We start from the raw sequence: 14,100 nt of genomic DNA on the forward strand, positions 1-14,100 counted from the left end.
TCAGCGGCACGGCATCACGTGCTCCATGACCGATGGCTACGACTGCTACCAGAATGCCCTGGCCGAACGGGTCAACGGCATCCTCAAAGGGGAGTTGCTGCTCAAGCGCCCCGCCGACCTAGAGCAGGCCGCACGCATGGTGGCGCAGGCCGTGCATATCTACAACCACGAACGGCCTCATCTGGCCTTGAAATACAAAACGCCCGATGCGGTGCATCGGGCGCTCGGAGACTGAGCACAGTGTCAACCTATGGCAGGACTTGACACCGGCGTTTCTGCCTCTGCGATTGCGCCTACTTGCGTGTCGCCACGATGAACAGGCGCGGAAACGGCAGCAGCACCGTGCCATCGTCGAGTGCCGGATAGGCCTGGGCAATCATGTCGCGATAGCGCGTGAGGAATACGGGGCGCTCGTCCTCGCTCAGCGCTGCGAGGAATGGCCGCAGCGCGCTGCCCTTGAACCATTCGACCACCGCATCGGCGCCGCCTTGCAGCGGATGCATGTACGTGGTGCGCCACACGTCGACGCGCGAGCACAGCGGCGAGAGCAGCGCGTAATAGCGGCGCGCATCGAAGCGCTCCGTCCGTTCCACCCCCTTGAGCTTGCCGGCCCACGGCCCCACAGCGGCCACTTCGCGCATCAGGCGGTGCGCCGGTTCGTCAAGGTTGTCCGGCATCTGCACAGCCAGGTGGCCACCCGCCGCCAGCTTGCCGATCAGCTTCGGCCGCTGACGAACGATCCGTATGTCCTCGTCTGCCGCGACGATCATCCGCTGGCCAAGCGGCGCCGCATCCGGTGACAAGCCTTGCAGCCCCACCCGCTCATCTTTGCCGGCGAGGTCAGCGGCAACCGCAGCCTGCTCGATGGCGCGCTCAAGGCGAGCGGCGTGATGCTGCATTCGTTCTACGAAGTGCAGCGCAGCTCAACGGCGCTCGAGTTGGTGGCGGAAGGGCTGGGCGCGGCGGTGGTGCTGCGGCTCGCGCTTCAGTAGAGCGCGTACCCGATGATCCGCACAGTCGAACTGGTCGAGCCGGAAGTGTCGCGCACGCTGGTGCTCGTCACGCGCAAGGCGGCGCAGCTGTCGCCTGCGGCGCGTGCCCTATACGACCGCATCGTCGAGGGGGCAACGCCGGCGGCCTGATGCTGGCGCAGAGGGGGCGTGTCGTCCAGCGCCCCGCTCATGCAACCGCGGCCATTCACGCACGCGAGCCGTCGTTGCCGCCGGGGTAGCTCGTATCGCCGCGCCATGCCAGCACATCGTGTGCGCTGGCTTGCCGATCCGCGCCTTGCGCATACGGATCGAAGCGATCGTACTTCCACGACAGATAGCCATAGGTGTCGGCCTGGCGATCCGCACCTTGCGTGAACGGGTCCGTCTTGTCGACGGCGCCTTGCGTATACGGATCGAACTTGGCCTGCGCGGCGGCAGCCGGTTGCGCGATGAACAGTGCGGCAGAAGCGGAAAGCGTGGCGAGCAAGGCCAGAGTAATGCGGCGGGTATGCATGGTGAACTCCTCGTACAGTGAACGTGCCGCCGGAGGCGGCATCCATTGGATCGCTGGCGGAGCGTGGCCGCTCGGATCCCACAGGTTGGTCGCGGTGCACATGCAAACCTGACACTGCATCGACGAAAAAAATTGCCGCACCAGCCTGTACCTGCAGATACGCAGGCCACGCGGCAATGGATGCAGCCTCGCGAAAAACGCGTGGACGTTGGTGCGGTCAACGGGCTGATGGCGGTGGTCATCGAGGGCCACCTGAGCGATCACGTGATAAAGGAACCTGCCGAGGCGCAGCGCCAGGAAGATCCCGATGCAGTGATGCAGGTGATCAAGTCGTATCTGCAGTCGTGCGCGCCGGGCCTCTTGCGCCGTGCGGCCGATCCCGCTAGGCTGCCGCAACGCCATCGGCCGTGCCGCTTCACCGATTCCCAGAGACCCTCGTCTTCATGTCACGACTTCACGCCACCCTCCTCGCTGCCGGCCATCGCGCTCGCGTGGATGACGTGTGCGTGCAGCCCGGGCCCCTCCCTCCTCCTGTCGTCTCGTCGGGCTACGACGTGATCGGCGCACCGCCGCCGCCACATCTGCCCGCGCTCGGCTGACTCCCAGCCGCTTCGTTTCCGGTTGACCTGAACCAGGCTCGGGCACACGCCCGAGGCAGGCGCCTGCCTGCGCGCCGGAACCCGACATCTCTATTCGACAGGTGAGTGGTATGCGTTCCATGCAAGCCGCGCTGGCAGGCTCCGGCGCGACGGTTCTATTCGTGCTGCTGTGGAGCAGCGGCGCAATCTTTGCGGAGATCGGGGTGCAGCATGTCCCCGCGTTCGCGTTTCTGGTTGGGCGCTTTGCGCTCGCGTCTTTGGTGCTGGCGGGCCTCCGCCTCCGGCGCGGGCAGTGGTGGCCGGCGCCGGGATCACGGCTGAAGGTAGCCGCCACCGGTGCATTGCTGACCGGCGGCTATTCGATTTGCTATCTGCTCGCGCTCGACTCCGGCCTCACGCCCGGGCTGCTGGCCACGGTGCTCGGCGTGCAGCCGCTGCTCACGCTGCTGGTGACCGAGCGCACGTGGTCTGCACGGCGGACGGCCGGCCTGGTGCTCGCGCTGGGCGGCCTATCGTTCGTGGTGGGCGGAGCCGATGCGCATCAGGTGCCGATGGCCGGTCTCGGCTACGCATGGGCCGCGCTCTTCAGCATGACGGTGGGCGCCATCTGCCAGAAGCGGCTGGACCAGTCGCCCATCGATACGCTGCCGCTGCAGAATGCGGTGAGCCTCGTTCTGTGTGCGGGGTTTGCTTTTGCGCTGCCCACGCAATCACTGGCCTTCACACCCGGCCTGCCCGGCATCGCCGCCTTGTTGTGGATGGGCGTGGTGATGTCAGTGGGTGCGCAGTTGCTGTTCTACCGGCTCATGCAGCGCGGCAATCTCGTCAACGTGACAAGCCTGTTCTACCTCGTGCCGCTGGTGACGGCGCTGCTGGATAACCTCGTGCTGGGGCATCGCCTTGCGCCCGTTGCAGTGGCGGGGATGGCGATGATTCTGCTGGGGTTGGCGGTGGTATTCCGGGTGCGGCGGTAGATTGGTGTGCGGTTGCCGCTAGGCGGTCGGCAACCGCACCGTCACCCGCAACCCGCTGGCACGATCATCCGGCTCGCCGAGGTCAACCTCCCCGCCGAGTCGCCGCACCACCGTACTCACGATCGACAACCCGAGCCCCGAGCCGGTCGCCTCGTTGCCGAGCACGCGATAGAACGGGTCGAACACGCGTGCGCGTTCGTCGATGGGGATGCCGGGGCCGGTGTCCTGCACGGCAATCGACACAACCTCCGCGTCAATGGCCACCGACAGGTCGATGCGACCGCCTTCCGGTGTGTAGCGGATGGCGTTGTCCACGAGGTTGCGCACCACGACGAAGAGATCGAGCTCGTTGGCATGCACGCGCGCATCGGCTTCGGTGGTGACGCCCATGTCGAGCTGCTTGGCGTCGGCAAGCGGCATGAGGTCTTCCAGCACGCTGCGGAACACGCTCTGGACGGAGACGGTGCCCGTTGGCACGCCGGTGGCCTCTTGCGCGCGCGCCAGGGTGAGGAGCTGTTCGAGCAGCCCACGGCTACGCTCGATGCCCTGGCGCAGCGTGCCAAGCCGCGCCTGCGCGTCGGGCGACATCGCGGCCTGCCCGAGCCGCTCGGCCTGCAACGACAGTGCGGAAAGGGGCGTGCGCAGTTCGTGCGCGGCATCGGCGACAAAGCGGTGCTGGGCGTCCATGGACTGTTGCACGCGCGCGAGCAGGCGGTTGATCGCCACCACGAACGGGCGCACCTCGTCGGGCACGGCTTCGGGGGCGATGGCGTGCAGTTGGCGCTCGTCGCGTTGGTCCACCTCATGCGCGAGCCGCTTGATGGGCGCGAACATCTTGCGCAACACGTGGGCGACGGCCAGCAGCAGGATCGGCACAAGTATCAGGAACGGCATCAACGTGCGCAGAGCGCTGTCGCGGGCGGTTTCGTCTCGCACGGCGGTTTCCTGCGCCACAGCGATGCGCTGGCCGTTGGCGAGCGTGCGGATCCACACGCGGTAGTCGCGTTTGCCCAGGCGTGCGGTCTGCATGCCGTCGGTCAGCACGGGCGGGCTGGCCGCAGGCACCGCGCCGGCCGGCGGCAACACCTGCACGATCACGCGCGCCTCCGTGTCCGAGACCTTGGGCGCGTCGGCCGCCTCGCCTGGTGCGGGCAGGTGGCCGGGGTCGAACATCGCCCCGACCTGGCGCAAGACGTCGTCCTGCAATTCATGCGCTTCGCGAAAAGCCGAGGCAAACGCAAAGCCGCCGGCCAGCACCGCCACCGCCACGATGATCACCGACAGCCACACCGATAGCCGCTGCTGCACGGATGCAGCCGCAGATGTGGCTGCTGTCATTGGCCCCTCGGCACCATCCATCCCACTCCCCTGACGTTCTTGATGGCCTGCGCGCCGAGCTTTTTGCGCAGTGCGTGGATGAGGAATTCGACCGCGTTGCTCGCTACCTCGTGGCCCCAGCCGTAGATACGCTCTTCCAGCTCCGTGCGCGAAAGGATGGCGCCCGGCCGCAGCATGAGCGCTTGCAGCAATGCAAACTCGCGCGCGGACAGGCGTACCGGCTCGGCATCGCCCATGCGCGCTTCGTGCGCGGCGGGATCGAGCGTCAGCACGCCATTGGTGAGCACGGGGCTCGCTGCCCCACCCTTGCGGCGCAGGACGGCGCGCATGCGGGCGAGCAGTTCAACCATCTCGAAGGGCTTGAGGATGTAGTCATCGGCGCCGCCGTCGAGACCGCGTACGCGCTCATCCACCGCATCGCGCGCGGTCAGGATCAGCACCGGGACAGGATTGTCGCGGGCGCGCAGGCTGCCGAGCACTGCATGGCCGTCCTTTCCGGGCAGGCCGAGATCGAGCAGCAGCAGGTCGTAGTGTTGGTGCGCGGCCACATCCAACGCGGTCTGACCGTTACGCACCCAGTCCACCGCGTAGGCGGCGTCCTGCAGCGCGGCTTCCACGGCCGCGCCAATCATCGGGTCGTCTTCAACTAGGAGGACTCGCATTCAGTGTCGGGTGAACGGTCAGACCGATTGCAGCGCACCGCGCCGGGCCTGCCAACTCGGCGGATTCTCCAGAGCGATGGAGGAAGATTCCGCACCAGTCTGCCGAGGCAGACTTAGACGAGCCATAGCCGCCCGGTGGCCGATGCCTTACTGCGCCAGCTGCCGCAACTTCCATTCCCCGCTTGGCTGTTTGCACAGCCACGCGGTCCACTGCTCTTTGCTGCTGCCGCGCGCGAGTTCGCTCTGCAGGCGTCGGCACGATTGGCCGGCGTCGGTCTTCGACTCCAGCGGCGTAATGGTCGCGTCGATGGCGGGCTGCTTGCCCGTCGCCGCAGACGTCCATTGGGCGGGCGTGTTGTCGGCGGTGTTCCTCAGCACATCGCCGATGGCCTTGGTGAACGACTTCAACTCCGTTGGGCTCATCGAGCCAATGATCGTGCTGGCCAGCACGTTGCGGAAATAGGCAAGCGACGGCGTGGCGGCAGCAAACAGCGCGGCGCCCGCGAAAGCGAGCGCAAGACGGCGGCGATGTGACATGGGTCCCCCAAGGATGTGACGAAAAGAAGCCTTCATCCTAGACCATGCCGCGTCGGGCTGTGGGGGCGCGCGCAGCGGAGCGTAGCTGCGACCGCCCCGCCACTATCGAGCCTTGGGCGCCTTCACGAGCACCACCGGGCATTCGGCATGGGCGAGCACCCGGCCTGCCACCGAGCCCATCAGCGCCTCGACGAACACGCCCCGACCATGCGAGCCCATGACGATGGCCGCCGCTCCCGCACCTTGCGCGTGATGCACGATGCGCTCCGGTGGAAAGCCCACGAGTGCGTGCCGCTCGAACGGCACGCCAGCCGCACCCAGGATCGCGCAGACCGAGGCCATGGCGCCGGTGCTTTCCTCCGCGTACCACGCATCAACCTCTGCCTTGCCGACGAGCGATTTGATGTCGCCGGAGAGGTCCGGCATGCAATGCACGACGTGTACCGTCACGTCGCTGCCGAAGAGCGTCTTGTCGGCAATGCAGCGGGCGGCCGCATCGGAGTAGTTCGATCCGTCCGTTGCCAGCACCAGGGTTTTCATGTGGCCTCCTTGCCGTGTGTGCCGCCGCGCCCGTGCGCGGCTGGTATCTGTTTCCACGGTAAGCGCTGCTGAAAGCGGCGCGTTGATACGAGTCAACGGAAGCACCCGGTGCGATTACGCTGTCAGCGCTTGCACAGGAAGGCAGGCAAAATGCGCAAGTTGACCCAGACGCCGCGCCCCACATGACGACCACACCATCCCTTTCCGATTACCCGCTGCAGTCGACCGACAAGCTCCGCTACGGCGACACCGACCGCCAGGGCCACATCAACAACGCCGTCTTCGCCACGTACCTGGAAACGGGCCGCGTAGAGATGCTCTTCTCGCCCGACAACCCGCTGGCGGCGCCCGGCTGCGAGTTCGTCATCGCGCAGCTCGTGCTCGACTTCCGCAACGAAATCCTCTGGCCCGGCTCCGTGCAGATCGGCACGCGCGTGGCGAGCGTCGGGCGCAGTTCGGTCAAGCTCGAGCAGGCCATCTTCCAGAATGGCGAATGCGCCGCGACATCGCAATCGGTGATCGTGCAGATCGACGTTGCCACGCGCCAATCAAGCCCCATTACCGACAGCGCCCGCCAGCGTTTGGCTGCGCTTACCGCCACCCCCGCCGGCGCTGAAGCGGAGTGACGCGCGCTGTACGCAAACGAACGCCCGCAGAAAATTTTTAACTTTGCTTGCACTTGCGCCCCTTGCCGGTGGGAAGATGGCTCTCCCGTTCAATCACGCGGAGGTGACCATGGGACTGTTGGATGAAGTGGGCAAGATCGCCGGCGCCGTCGCCGCGGTTGAAGCCGCCGAGAAAGTCGATCCGGATGCCGGCCTGCTGACCAAGGCCGTCGCCGCCGTCGCCGGTTTCAAAGGCGCGGGCGCACTGGAAGAGATGATCGAAAAGAAGGACGAAGCCAAGGCCGAAGGCGCCGAGGCAGCTCCGGAAGATGGGGCTGCGCCGCAGGCTTGATCGCTTGCAGGCTCAAAAGGATTTGGGGGACCCCGCCGGTTGGCGGGGTTTTTGTTTATTGGTGCTACTCAGCCGATGGCCACATGCCCGTCACCCTGTATTGGTACGCGTCGGAAAACTGGGGTATCTCCAAAAGCTCTTCCAGAACGTCGCTGAGCGTTGTGTCCTGCTGCCGGAGCATGTGCAGCGGGCCGGCGGCATAAGTCAACGCCTCCTCGCGCATCGACGGAATCGTTTCCTTCAGCAATTCAAAGGCTGATGCCGGTGCTGCGCCCTTTGCATAGAGCCTGCACAGTATTTCAATGGCGTTGCCCTGCGTCCAGTCGTAATCCCCACGGATAACACTCAGCAAGGTAGGAACGGCAGGTGCACCGAAGTGGTAGAAAACCTCGAAGATCGCGAACTGACGGGCGGTTAGCCAAGCACCAAGCCCAGCGAATTGAGGTGCCAGTGCGTCAGGTGGCGTATGTTCACTGCGCAGTAGACCAACGAGCGTGTCGATCGTATTGCTGCCGAGTACCAAGGCGGCCGCCGCAGCCCGTCGCTGGAATTCCTCACGGTTATGGAAGGCCGCCGCCACGTGCCGAACATGGTTGTTCTCCGGTGCTTCGGCCGTTGTCGTAACCCGCTTGCGGGGCAACATTGTCCAAATGGTCTTCAACATCGTGCCTCGTCGGTGGGATGAACTTTAGGGGATGCGCCGGTATCCGGCTTGGCGCAATGCGTCCTCAAGCCAATCACTGGCGCGAATACCGCAGTAGACGTTCTTGACGAAGAACAGGCCTGTGGCAGCTACGGTCACTTCCGGTGTTGCATTTCGGTCCAGCGTCACCAGGAGTGCGGCAATAGCGTCGACGCCGGCTAGTCGCCCCCCTTGCGCGATCAAGCCTTCCGAGAAAGCCCAGAGCGTGCCAAACACCAGCGCCGACCAATGGAAGCCGGTTCTGACCTTGCGCTCCGGGAGGATTGGGTGAGTGAAGGTATGTGTATGCAAGGTCGTTGGGGGTGCCGAGTGAGAACGCTTACGCGGTGGCGGTGGTATTACTGCCCTGCCGAAAATAAGCGCGGGCTGATGCCCGTTGCAGGATGAATGCGAGGGCTGCAAAGACAGCCAGTCGCGCGACCAACACGCCAATCGCTTGGATATAGAAGAACGACACCAGCGATACGAACACACTCAGCAGCAGAAAACCAAGGCATACCTTGCGACCCCATCCTTGTCCTTTCAGGATGCCGACGCCCGACGCGATTGCGAGCAGATTTGTCAGCACCCCGAGACCGATCAACGTCCAGTTCGCTTCTGCATGGACACCCAGCGATTCCAGCATTTGCCAGCTACGCAGTGAATTCACCGTAGAGATTAGGGAGGCCACTGCGCTGAAGAGCAGAAGCCAGCTAACGACAGTTAGGGAAATAGGTCGCTTCATGCGTATGCGATCGAGTGGAAGAGGTTTGAACGGTTGAAATGCTGGCGAAAACCGCACACATTCTCCGAGGCTGGGTTTGCAAAATCAATCGCCCTCAGTGGGGCTTCATAGTCCAGCGGCGACGAATCATCCGGTTTGTAAATTGGCTGCTGTACGGGCACGACACACAGCTCGTGGTATTCACGCAGGGTTTTTGTATTGATGAGACCGGCGCGATGCAAATCGGATGCTGTGCTGTAAATAGCCTCAGATGCGTCGCTCTTGAATCGCGTTTTAGTCATTCCAATCTCCATAGGCCAGCCGAGCAGAAATCGGACATGAACTTAGCCGCCGCTGTAGACGGTCACTATAGGAATCGGCCTCAACTGGACGCTTTGGGGCGCCACAGTTGGACTTCGGCACCTATAATCCCCACCGTCACCGCACCAACGGTGACTGGGTTTAGCAGCCCATCCCTTTTTCCCAGACGGACAGCCGCCTTTCGCGCGGCATTTTTGTGTCCGGTGCTTGTGCACGCCTATGTGTTTCATGGCGGGCCGGGCGGTGAGACCTTCGGGTCTGCCGGTAGCTGGGATAGGGCCGGTCTGCTAACGCCGTCGTCAGGCCCGCCACCCTCGTTTAGCAGCGAGCGGCGAGCCTCCCTCAACCTATCCCCGGAGGCCACATGGCTACCGCACTCAGCGGGTATCGCCCCGCGTCTTATCCTTCCCCTCCACCTTGGCGCTGCAGGCTTCCCACGCAACCGGGAGGTGCCGCATGTCGCTGACCAAAAACCGCCTCTACCTTGACGGTGCCGTCTCGGCGCGCGCGTTTCTGTGCCGCACGCACAGCGTCATGCGTGACCCTGGGCATTGCCGGCCCGGCAGGCTGCGGGAGCAGCTCACGTACTTTTCGGAACACGCGTATCCGCCGGCATTTGTGAAAGGCTTTATCGATGCCATCGACGCGTATCTGTCGATGTCGCTCGGGGGGAGCGACGTGGATCCGCACACGTGGGAGGTGTTGGCCGCCATCGAGCGACGGCAGATCACCGCCGCATAACAACAGATGGACGTATCCCCGGGGCGGGCCGGGGATGCCAGATAGGCAGCCGATCGCAGATCAAGCCGCGCGCTTGCGCTCCAGCGCCCTCTGCCGCGTAGAAAATCCGTCTCGAATAGATTGCGCCAGCGCTTGTGTTGCCTGGCTCGCGCCTTGTGCCGGCAACAGTAGGCTGATCGCAAACATCGGCAGTTCCGGCAGGCCGGCTTCGGGCCCGAGAATGTCCAGGTCCGCCGGCACCGTCGGCGTCAGCCATGCCGTGACGGCCAGCCCGGTGCGCACCGTGGCGGTGGTCGCTTCGATGTTGCCGCTCTCGAACACCGTGCGCCATTCAATGCCCTGCTCGCCGAGCGCCTTGAGCACACGGGCGCGGAAGGCGCAGCTCTCGTCCACCATCGATAGCGGTAGCGGGCGCTTCGCATGCACGTTGCCGCCGCGCGGGCCGACCCACACCAGACGCTCCACGCACAGGCAGTCGCCCGTGGCTTCGTCCACCGGCGCTTCGACCACGGCGACGTCCAGCTCGCCGCGCGCAATGCGCTCCGTCAACTCGGGCGAGGTGCCGCAGACGATGGTCAACTCCACCGACGGCCACGCTTCGGTAAAGGCCTTGAAGATCGGCGGGAAAACGGTGCCGACCAGGTCGTAAGGCACGCCCAGGCGCACCGGCCCCTGCAGCGGGCGCGCCGCCATATCGGTCCAGATTTCGTCGTTGAGGGCGAGCAGGCGTTTGGCGCGGCCGAGGAAGCGTTCACCTGCGTGGGTGAGTTCGAGCCGCCGGCCGTCGCGCTCGAACAGGCGGCACTCGAAGGCATCTTCGAGCCGCTTGATCTGCTGGCTGATGGCGCCCTGCGTGAGGTGCAGTGCGTTGGCCGCCACCGTCATGCTGGCGTTTTCGGCCACGGCAATGAAGGTACGGACGAGGGTGATGTCGAGGTTCTTGGCCATGGCGGCATTCTAGAAGCTAATGCATTGCCGCAAAAACCGCATCGTTGCTAATGGCTTGTCAGCGCACGGGGCGGGCGGATCGGTGGCCCGCTGTGTGCGGCCTGCCCCGCTGCCAGGGTCGCGCGCAACCGTGTGCCAGTGCGGAATTGCTGCATTGCAGCATGTCGCAATCGCCACCAAGGCAACGGTCTGCCAACTGCAGCGTGCGGGTTTGCTGCATGCCGTCGAGCGATGCCTCTAATGCGGGTAAGCCCGGTCGTTTGAAACAACCCGGCGCGCCTACGATGTGAAGTCGTGACCGGCAACAAGCCGGCGGCGTCGCTCGCCCATTAGAAAACCATCCGGAGACATCCATGGCCAACGATTTGCCCACCTCGGCCCTCACCTTCGATTACGTCATCGTCGGCGCCGGTTCGGCCGGTTGCGCGCTCGCCAGCCGGTTGACCGAAGACCCGGACGTGACGGTCGCGCTGCTCGAAGCCGGCCCGCACGATCATCACCTGTCGGTCTGGGTGCCGGCCGGTTGTGCGGCATCGCTGCCGTTCAAGAACAAGCGCAACTATGGATTCCAGACCGTGCCGCAAGCGGGGCTGGGCGGCCGCCAGGGCTATCAGCCGCGCGGGCGGGGGCTGGGCGGCAGCTCGTCGCTCAACGCCATGATCTACATCCGCGGCACGCCCAGCGACTACAACCACTGGGCGGCGCTCGGCTGCACCGGCTGGGGTTGGAGCGATGTGCTGCCCTACTTCAAGCGCTCCGAAGGCAACGAGCGTTTTGCCGGCCGTGATGACGACGCGCTGCACGGCGGCACCGGCCCGCTGCACGTGAGCGACCTGCGCACCGGCAACCCCATCGCACAGCGCTTTGTCGAGGCCGGCGTGGCGGCAGGCTATCGCCGCAACAACGATTTCAACGGCCCCGACCAGGAAGGCGTCGGCCCGTACCAGGTCACGCAATACAACGGCGAGCGCTGGAATGCCGCGCGCGCCTACCTGCATGGCGGGGACAAGGCCGACGCCACCTTCAGCCGCAATCGCCGCCAGTTGACGGTGTTGCCCGACACGCAGGCCCTGCGGATCGTGTTCGACGGCAAGCGCGCGGCAGGCGTGGTGGTCGAGCGGGCGGGCCGCACAGAAACGCTGCGCGCGCGCCGCGAGGTGATCGTCTCATCGGGCGCGTTTGGGTCGCCGCAGTTGCTGATGGCCTCGGGCGTGGGCCCGGCGGAGCATCTGCGCTCGCTGGGCATTCCGGTCGTACACGACCTGCCCGGCGTCGGCCAGAACCTGCAGGACCACCTCGACATCATCCTGCACAAGAAGGTCTTCAACCTGGACCTGATCGGCTATTCCGCGCGCGGCAGCGCCCGCATGCTGAGCGAGATCCTGCGCTACCGGCGCGAGCGTCGCGGCATGCTGGCAACCAACTTTGCTGAAGCCGGCGGCTTCATCAAGAGCCGGCCCGATCTGGCCGATCCCGATCTGCAATTGCACTTCGTGGTGGCCATGGCCGACAACCACAACCGCACGTTCAACTACGGCCACGGCTATTCATGCCACGTGTGCGTGCTGCGCCCGAAGAGCCGCGGCGAAGTGCGCCTGGCCTCCGCCGACACGCGCGACGCACCGCTGATCGACCCGCGTTTCCTGTCCGACCCCGATGACATGACCGGCATGCTCGCCGGCTTCCGCGCCGTGAAGAGCATCTTCGCGCAGCGCCCGCTGGCCGACCTGGGCGGGCGCGAGTTGTATTCCGGAAACATCCGCGGCGACGGCTCCGACGACGAAGCCGTGCGCGCCCTGATCCGCCAGCATGCCGACACCATCTATCACCCCGTCGGCACCTGCAAGATGGGCAGCGCCGACGACGCAATGGCCGTCGTGGACCCGGAACTGCGCGTGCGTGGCCTGACAGGCCTGCGCGTGATCGACGGCTCCGTCATGCCGACGCTGATCGGCGGCAACACCAACGCCCCGATCATCATGATTGCCGAGCGCGCTGCCGACCTGATGCGCCAGGGCGGACGCCTGACGTTGAATGTGGTGAGCGGCATCCCCGCGCAAGCAGTACCGGCCGAGGTGCATTGAGCAACAAGCCACATCCTGGCGCAAACGCACGCACACCGGTGGTTTGGCCGTTGGAGCCCTAGATGGCGCCTTGAATTTCTGTTGCAGAGAGGAAAAAGGAAGGGAAACTGTCTGAGCGAAACGAGTTTTTCCCTTCCCCTCTCTGCGACATAAATTCAACGAGTCTTTCGCCATCTCGGGCGCGCCTTTCTTTGGCAAGACAAAGAAAGCGAGTCAGCCCCGGCAGGGGATGAAACAAGGGATGGACCAACAACACCCATAGCCACCCCGCGTAAGCAAGACATTAGTTGCCAGCACTATCCGTAGGCGTATTAAACGAATCCCGCAGCAAATAACTCATCGGCACCTCCAGATTCACCCCGTTGGGCGGAATCGGCTGCTGGAACCACTTCTTGTAGAGCTTCGGCACCTCGCCATCGACAATCAGCCGCGTCATCGACTGGTCGATCAGCTTCTTGAACTCCGGGTCCTGCTTGCTCAGCATGATCGCGTACGACGACACGAGCTGCGTCTTGCCCGCCAGGCGGTAGTCGGCCGGGTTCTTGGCCGTGGCGCGCATGCCCGAGAGCAGGATGTCGTCACCGGCAAACGCGTTGGCGCGGCCATCGGCCAGCATCGCAAACGCGCTGCGCAGATCGTTGGCATCGACCACCTGCATCGTCATGCCCGTCTCGTTGAGCTTGCGTGCGAGGTCGGCATTGGTCGAGCCGCGCGCGGCCACTACCGTCTTGCCGTTGAGGTCTTCCCATTGCTGGATCGGCGAGCCGGTCCTTACCAGCATGCGGCCCTTGGTGATGTAATGCGGAATCGTGAAGGCGACCTTCTCACGGCGCTCGCGTGAGTTGTTGGTCGAGCCGCATTCCAGGTCGGCCTTGCCCGAAGCGACCACGTCCATGCGCGTGGCGGCTGTCACCGGCACGTACTGCACCTTCAGGTCAGGGCGCTTGAGCGAGGTCTTGATCGAATCGATCAGCCGCGAGCAGATGTCGATGGCGTAGCCGACCGGCTTGCTGCCATCGAGGTACGAAAAAGGAATGGAGTCTTCCCGATACGCCACATGCACCGTGCCCGAGTCGCGGATGCGATCGAGCGCCGGGGTAGCGGCAACGGCGTTGGACGGGAAGAAGGCGGTGGAAACAGCAGCGGGAACGGCAAGCGCGGCCAGCAGCCACGTGCGCGCAGCGAACGGCATCGTCAAAGGTCCTAGGAGAGGTTCGGGCTTCTAATGGCCAGCCGACCGCATCGGGGCCCTATCGACGCGGCGGTGCGCGCAATCGATTGCCAGGCGACGTCCGCCCGGCTGCGCAGCATTGGCTGGGGCGCGCCGTCACTCCCCCGGGGAATGCCAAAGCGTGAAGCAATGTCACGCGCCGCCATGGGCGCGCATTATGCGCTGAATGCGGGTATACCCTCAAGCACCTGTTCGGTGCGTGGATAAGCGGCCGGAGGTCGCGATGTGGTTTTCAGCGTTACACGAAAGCGTGCGC

At 64.8% G+C, this 14,100-nt stretch carries 20 protein-coding genes and 1 pseudogene; 9 read left to right on the forward strand and 12 right to left on the reverse strand.

Annotation, left to right across the window (positions count from 1 at the left end; all coding sequences use genetic code 11):
• Positions 1-223, forward strand: a pseudogene (locus BEK68_RS17490) (integrase core domain-containing protein); the annotation flags it as partial.
• Between the two features lie 70 nt (positions 224-293).
• Here BEK68_RS17490 and BEK68_RS17495 read toward each other — a convergent pair.
• On the reverse strand, positions 294-866 hold the full coding sequence (locus BEK68_RS17495; protein ID WP_316685451.1) for a trans-aconitate methyltransferase: 573 nt from the start codon (positions 864-866) through the stop codon (positions 294-296).
• On the opposite strand from BEK68_RS17495, the gene BEK68_RS26470 reads away from it, so the two are divergent.
• A complete protein-coding gene (locus BEK68_RS26470; RefSeq protein ID WP_316685374.1) occupies positions 807-992 on the forward strand; it encodes a LysR substrate-binding domain-containing protein in 186 nt (61 codons plus the stop codon). The two genes, BEK68_RS17495 and BEK68_RS26470, sit on opposite strands and share 60 nt — an antisense overlap.
• A 12-nt stretch (positions 993-1,004) precedes the next feature.
• Complete coding sequence (locus tag BEK68_RS26475; RefSeq protein ID WP_012436795.1) at positions 1,005-1,142, forward strand: LysR family transcriptional regulator; 138 nt, start codon at positions 1,005-1,007, stop codon at positions 1,140-1,142.
• Between the two features lie 55 nt (positions 1,143-1,197).
• Here the strand turns inward: BEK68_RS26475 and BEK68_RS17505 are convergent, their stop codons facing one another.
• Positions 1,198-1,506 carry a hypothetical protein gene (locus BEK68_RS17505; RefSeq protein ID WP_004628426.1) on the reverse strand — a complete coding sequence of 103 codons (309 nt, stop codon included), beginning with the start codon at positions 1,504-1,506 and terminating at the stop codon, positions 1,198-1,200.
• A 443-nt stretch (positions 1,507-1,949) separates the two neighbouring features.
• On the opposite strand from BEK68_RS17505, the gene BEK68_RS25810 reads away from it, so the two are divergent.
• The gene (locus BEK68_RS25810) at positions 1,950-2,105 is read left to right on the forward strand and encodes a hypothetical protein (RefSeq protein ID WP_170816395.1); all 156 of its coding nucleotides are present in this window, start codon (positions 1,950-1,952) and stop codon (positions 2,103-2,105) included.
• A 110-nt stretch (positions 2,106-2,215) separates the two neighbouring features.
• Positions 2,216-3,079, forward strand: coding sequence for a DMT family transporter (locus tag BEK68_RS17510; RefSeq protein WP_012436797.1), 864 nt, complete (start codon positions 2,216-2,218; stop codon positions 3,077-3,079).
• Between the two features lie 18 nt (positions 3,080-3,097).
• Here BEK68_RS17510 and BEK68_RS17515 read toward each other — a convergent pair whose 3' ends face one another.
• The 4 genes from BEK68_RS17515 to BEK68_RS17530 form a co-directional block, all read right to left on the reverse strand.
• Entirely contained in the window at positions 3,098-4,438 is a 1,341-nt protein-coding gene (locus BEK68_RS17515) for an ATP-binding protein (protein ID WP_024542042.1), read from the reverse strand.
• Entirely contained in the window at positions 4,414-5,079 is a 666-nt protein-coding gene (locus BEK68_RS17520; RefSeq protein ID WP_004628419.1) for a response regulator transcription factor, read from the reverse strand. The genes BEK68_RS17515 and BEK68_RS17520 overlap by 25 nt, the downstream gene beginning before the upstream one ends.
• 147 nt (positions 5,080-5,226) lie before the next feature.
• Positions 5,227-5,616: a hypothetical protein gene (locus BEK68_RS17525; protein WP_012436799.1), complete on the reverse strand. Its 390-nt coding sequence runs from the start codon at positions 5,614-5,616 to the stop codon at positions 5,227-5,229.
• A gap of 102 nt (positions 5,617-5,718) precedes the next feature.
• Positions 5,719-6,156 carry a universal stress protein gene (locus tag BEK68_RS17530; protein WP_012436800.1) on the reverse strand — a complete coding sequence of 146 codons (438 nt, stop codon included), beginning with the start codon at positions 6,154-6,156 and terminating at the stop codon, positions 5,719-5,721.
• Between the two features lie 182 nt (positions 6,157-6,338).
• Between BEK68_RS17530 and BEK68_RS17535 the strand changes: the two genes are divergently transcribed.
• Complete coding sequence (locus BEK68_RS17535; RefSeq protein ID WP_004628413.1) at positions 6,339-6,782, forward strand: acyl-CoA thioesterase; 444 nt, start codon at positions 6,339-6,341, stop codon at positions 6,780-6,782.
• Between the two features lie 109 nt (positions 6,783-6,891).
• Positions 6,892-7,113 carry a hypothetical protein gene (locus BEK68_RS17540; RefSeq protein WP_009239453.1) on the forward strand — a complete coding sequence of 74 codons (222 nt, stop codon included), beginning with the start codon at positions 6,892-6,894 and terminating at the stop codon, positions 7,111-7,113.
• A 64-nt stretch (positions 7,114-7,177) separates the two neighbouring features.
• Here BEK68_RS17540 and BEK68_RS17545 read toward each other — a convergent pair whose 3' ends face one another.
• From BEK68_RS17545 to BEK68_RS26225, 4 genes are all read right to left on the reverse strand, one after another.
• Positions 7,178-7,777, reverse strand: coding sequence for a hypothetical protein (locus BEK68_RS17545; RefSeq protein ID WP_012436801.1), 600 nt, complete (start codon positions 7,775-7,777; stop codon positions 7,178-7,180).
• Between the two features lie 24 nt (positions 7,778-7,801).
• Positions 7,802-8,107 carry a hypothetical protein gene (locus tag BEK68_RS17550; protein WP_012436802.1) on the reverse strand — a complete coding sequence of 102 codons (306 nt, stop codon included), beginning with the start codon at positions 8,105-8,107 and terminating at the stop codon, positions 7,802-7,804.
• A 28-nt stretch (positions 8,108-8,135) separates the two neighbouring features.
• Entirely contained in the window at positions 8,136-8,441 is a 306-nt protein-coding gene (locus BEK68_RS17555) for a hypothetical protein (RefSeq protein WP_024542040.1), read from the reverse strand.
• 95 nt (positions 8,442-8,536) lie between these two features.
• The gene (locus BEK68_RS26225; protein ID WP_012436804.1) at positions 8,537-8,821 is read right to left on the reverse strand and encodes a hypothetical protein; all 285 of its coding nucleotides are present in this window, start codon (positions 8,819-8,821) and stop codon (positions 8,537-8,539) included.
• A 475-nt stretch (positions 8,822-9,296) separates the two neighbouring features.
• On the opposite strand from BEK68_RS26225, the gene BEK68_RS17565 reads away from it, so the two are divergent.
• The gene (locus tag BEK68_RS17565) at positions 9,297-9,581 is read left to right on the forward strand and encodes a hypothetical protein (protein ID WP_012436805.1); all 285 of its coding nucleotides are present in this window, start codon (positions 9,297-9,299) and stop codon (positions 9,579-9,581) included.
• Between the two features lie 60 nt (positions 9,582-9,641).
• Here the strand turns inward: BEK68_RS17565 and BEK68_RS17570 are convergent, their stop codons facing one another.
• The gene (locus BEK68_RS17570) at positions 9,642-10,529 is read right to left on the reverse strand and encodes a LysR substrate-binding domain-containing protein (protein ID WP_012436806.1); all 888 of its coding nucleotides are present in this window, start codon (positions 10,527-10,529) and stop codon (positions 9,642-9,644) included.
• A gap of 353 nt (positions 10,530-10,882) precedes the next feature.
• On the opposite strand from BEK68_RS17570, the gene BEK68_RS17575 reads away from it, so the two are divergent.
• Positions 10,883-12,613 carry a GMC family oxidoreductase gene (locus BEK68_RS17575; RefSeq protein ID WP_012436807.1) on the forward strand — a complete coding sequence of 577 codons (1,731 nt, stop codon included), beginning with the start codon at positions 10,883-10,885 and terminating at the stop codon, positions 12,611-12,613.
• A 283-nt stretch (positions 12,614-12,896) separates the two neighbouring features.
• Here BEK68_RS17575 and BEK68_RS17580 read toward each other — a convergent pair whose 3' ends face one another.
• Positions 12,897-13,805, reverse strand: a complete 909-nt coding sequence (locus BEK68_RS17580) for an amino acid ABC transporter substrate-binding protein (RefSeq protein WP_012436808.1) — start codon at positions 13,803-13,805, stop codon at positions 12,897-12,899.
• Between the last annotated feature and the right edge of the window lie 295 nt (positions 13,806-14,100).

Source organism: Ralstonia pickettii, from assembly GCF_001699815.1.
Lineage (GTDB): Bacteria > Pseudomonadota > Gammaproteobacteria > Burkholderiales > Burkholderiaceae > Ralstonia > Ralstonia thomasii.

Bases quoted from the DNA above. Each gene is read 5' to 3' on its own strand.
- BEK68_RS17575 (WP_012436807.1), top strand. From the start codon at position 10,883: ATGGCCAACGATTTGCCCACCTCGGCCCTCACCTTCGATTACGTCATC.
- BEK68_RS17545 (WP_012436801.1), bottom strand. From the start codon at position 7,777: ATGTTGAAGACCATTTGGACAATGTTGCCCCGCAAGCGGGTTACGACA.
- BEK68_RS17555 (WP_024542040.1), bottom strand. From the start codon at position 8,441: ATGCTGGAATCGCTGGGTGTCCATGCAGAAGCGAACTGGACGTTGATC.
- BEK68_RS17580 (WP_012436808.1), bottom strand. From the start codon at position 13,805: ATGCCGTTCGCTGCGCGCACGTGGCTGCTGGCCGCGCTTGCCGTTCCC.
- BEK68_RS17520 (WP_004628419.1), bottom strand. From the start codon at position 5,079: ATGCGAGTCCTCCTAGTTGAAGACGACCCGATGATTGGCGCGGCCGTG.
- BEK68_RS26475 (WP_012436795.1), top strand. From the start codon at position 1,005: ATGATCCGCACAGTCGAACTGGTCGAGCCGGAAGTGTCGCGCACGCTG.
- BEK68_RS17505 (WP_004628426.1), bottom strand. From the start codon at position 1,506: ATGCATACCCGCCGCATTACTCTGGCCTTGCTCGCCACGCTTTCCGCT.
- BEK68_RS17570 (WP_012436806.1), bottom strand. From the start codon at position 10,529: ATGGCCAAGAACCTCGACATCACCCTCGTCCGTACCTTCATTGCCGTG.
- BEK68_RS17540 (WP_009239453.1), top strand. From the start codon at position 6,892: ATGGGACTGTTGGATGAAGTGGGCAAGATCGCCGGCGCCGTCGCCGCG.
- BEK68_RS25810 (WP_170816395.1), top strand. From the start codon at position 1,950: ATGTCACGACTTCACGCCACCCTCCTCGCTGCCGGCCATCGCGCTCGC.
- BEK68_RS17530 (WP_012436800.1), bottom strand. From the start codon at position 6,156: ATGAAAACCCTGGTGCTGGCAACGGACGGATCGAACTACTCCGATGCG.
- BEK68_RS17510 (WP_012436797.1), top strand. From the start codon at position 2,216: ATGCGTTCCATGCAAGCCGCGCTGGCAGGCTCCGGCGCGACGGTTCTA.
- BEK68_RS17515 (WP_024542042.1), bottom strand. From the start codon at position 4,438: ATGGATGGTGCCGAGGGGCCAATGACAGCAGCCACATCTGCGGCTGCA.
- BEK68_RS17525 (WP_012436799.1), bottom strand. From the start codon at position 5,616: ATGTCACATCGCCGCCGTCTTGCGCTCGCTTTCGCGGGCGCCGCGCTG.
- BEK68_RS26225 (WP_012436804.1), bottom strand. From the start codon at position 8,821: ATGACTAAAACGCGATTCAAGAGCGACGCATCTGAGGCTATTTACAGC.
- BEK68_RS17565 (WP_012436805.1), top strand. From the start codon at position 9,297: ATGTCGCTGACCAAAAACCGCCTCTACCTTGACGGTGCCGTCTCGGCG.
- BEK68_RS17535 (WP_004628413.1), top strand. From the start codon at position 6,339: ATGACGACCACACCATCCCTTTCCGATTACCCGCTGCAGTCGACCGAC.